Origin of the sequence: Desulfovibrio sp. (genome assembly GCF_035644575.1) — a bacterium.
Classification (GTDB): Bacteria; Desulfobacterota; Desulfovibrionia; order Desulfovibrionales; family Desulfovibrionaceae; genus Desulfovibrio.
In genome coordinates this window covers 1-2,249 of record NZ_DASQOG010000087.1, presented here as the reverse complement: position 1 = coordinate 2,249, position 2,249 = coordinate 1, and the positions used below count along the sequence as shown (strand labels likewise).

At 56.3% G+C, this 2,249-nt stretch carries 3 protein-coding genes; 2 read left to right on the top strand and 1 reads right to left on the bottom strand.

What is annotated here, in order from left to right; translation table 11 throughout:
• The first annotated feature begins 65 nt into the window (after window positions 1-65).
• Window positions 66-974, top strand: coding sequence for a flagellin (locus VEZ52_RS04725; protein ID WP_324835760.1), 909 nt, complete (start codon window positions 66-68; stop codon window positions 972-974).
• A 116-nt stretch (window positions 975-1,090) separates the two neighbouring features.
• On the opposite strand, the gene rnc is transcribed toward VEZ52_RS04725, so the two are convergent.
• Window positions 1,091-1,834, bottom strand: coding sequence for a ribonuclease III (gene rnc, locus VEZ52_RS04720; RefSeq protein ID WP_324835759.1), 744 nt, complete (start codon window positions 1,832-1,834; stop codon window positions 1,091-1,093).
• Window positions 1,835-1,935: 101 nt separating this feature from the next.
• Between rnc and VEZ52_RS04715 the strand changes: the two genes are divergently transcribed.
• Window positions 1,936-2,249: hypothetical protein (locus tag VEZ52_RS04715; RefSeq protein WP_324835758.1), on the top strand; the 314-nt coding region annotated here is incomplete at its 3' end.

The following is a 2,249-nucleotide window of genomic DNA, read 5'->3' as shown; positions in this document are numbered from 1 at the left end:
TTTTTTTATTGGCACATGGATTGCATCTTGGCGAGTACAGCTTAGTAACCACCAGGAGGTGTCCCATGTCTTTGGTCATTAACCATAATATGATGGCCGACAATACGGCCAGAAATTTAAATGCGCATTACTCGGCACTGGGAAAATCCATGCAGCGCTTGTCGTCTGGTCTTCGCGTCAACAGCGCCGCTGATGATGCCGCAGGTCTGGCAATTCGAGAACTGCAACGCGCCGACATAACCACCCTGCATCAGGGCGCGCGCAACGCGAACGACGCTATCTCCATGATCCAGACCGCCGACGGCGCGCTTGGCATCATCGATGAAAAGCTCACGCGCATGAAGGAACTGGCGGAACAGGCTGCCACCGGCACCTACGACTCCACGCAGCGCCTGATGATCGAATCAGAGTACCAGGCAATGGCTTCGGAAATCACCCGTATCGCCAATGCCACCGACTTCAACGGTATCCACCTGTTGAACGGTACGTTGTCCTCTGACACGCACGATGGCAGCGGCATGACTGCTTCCGGCAAGCTGAAGGTTCACTTTGGCACCGGCAACGATTCTGCCGAAGACTACTACTATATCACCATCGGCAGCACCACCGCATCTTCCCTTGGCGTCGGCAATCAGGCCTATGATACCGCCAGCAACACAATGCGCGCGGGCGGCACGGTTTCCACGCAGCAGGCCGCGCAGCAGTCGCTTGAGGCCATCACGAAGGCCATTGTGTCCAAGGATAAAATCCGCGCGCACCTTGGCGCGGTACAGAACCGTCTGGAAAATACGATTACCAACCTGAATACTCAGGCTGAAAATCTCCAGGCTGCTGAATCCCGTATTTCCGACGTGGACGTTGCGACAGAAATGACGTCCTTTGTCCGCAACCAGATTCTCACCCAGTCTGCGGTGGCCATGTTGTCGCAGGCCAACTCCTTGCCGCAGATGGCCATGAAGCTTATCGGCGGTTAGGCCATCATAAACTAGGCTGTGGTGGACCAAAGATGGGAGGCCCGGGGGCTGTGCCCCCGGGCCGGGACAATCCCGATTATGCACGCATGCTTTGCAGCGGCATATTGGGGGATTTGTCAGTTCTTTTTTGGTATTGCAGTAGATTCAAGAGCGGCAAGCGCCTGCTGGGCGGCATTTTGTTCCGCCTTTTTGCAGCTGCTGCCAGTGGCGGCAAATTCGGTTCCATCCGGCAGCCGCAAGGCTATCTCAAAAATTTTGGCATGCTCCGGCCCCTGGCTGCCCATGCGGGTGTAGAGCGGCGCTTCGCCAAAGCGCTGTTGCGAAGCTTCCTGAAGCCGGGTCTTATAGTCCTTAGGCATGGTCTTGCTTGCAGCCGTGGGCCAGCGGTCGGCAAAAAGCCGCGCTACCACGCCTTGGGCGGCAGCAAAACCGCCGTCCTCATACACGGCGGCAAGCACTGCCTCCAGCGCATCGCTCAACACGCCGTCGCGATTGCGCCCCCCCTGGCTTTCTTCTCCCCGTCCCAATTTCAGCAAGGCAACAAGCCCAATCTTCCGCGCCCGCTCAGCGAGGCTTACGGTGCTCACCAGATGCGCCCGCATCTTGGTCAGCTCGCCTTCGCGCGCGTCAGGAAATCGCCTGAATAACTGGGCAGAGACGCACAGTTCAAGCACGGCATCGCCTAAAAATTCAAGGCGTTCGTTATGGTTTTGCCCTGTGCCGCATTCATTGGCCCACGAGCTGTGCGTCAGGGCAAGATCCAGCAGCGAGGGCTTTGTAAAGACATACCCGAGCACTGGTTCCAGCACTTTGGCCGTTACTGCGGGGTCTGTATTGATGGGTGCGTCAAAATTCTGCATGCCCGTACTGTAGTCATTTCAAAACTGTTGGCAACATAAAATACCTTGACATGCGTTGCGCCAATGCCTAGGTAAAACCAACGACTACCGAGGAGTTGAGCATGGCTTATGATATCCGTTTGATGAAGCTGGTGACGGGCGAACTGATCATCGGCAAGTATGACGCCGACAAGGACTGCCTTAACGAGGTGGCCACCCTTCAGACCGTCCCCACCCAGCAGGGTGTGCAGATGATGCTGTTGCCCTACGGCTATCCCTTTGAACCTGATTTTACGGGCAGCATTGAGGGAAAAAATTTCCTCTACCGCTATGCCAACACCCCCAAGGAACTGCAGGACAAGTACATCGAAGCCTGCACCAATCTGACCGTGGCCGGCGGCCTCGGCAAGATGCAGTTCAGCTCCGAACCCTTTGG

Bases quoted from the DNA above. Each gene is read 5' to 3' on its own strand.
- VEZ52_RS04725 (WP_324835760.1), top strand. From the start codon at position 66: ATGTCTTTGGTCATTAACCATAATATGATGGCCGACAATACGGCCAGA.
- rnc (WP_324835759.1), bottom strand. From the start codon at position 1,834: ATGCAGAATTTTGACGCACCCATCAATACAGACCCCGCAGTAACGGCC.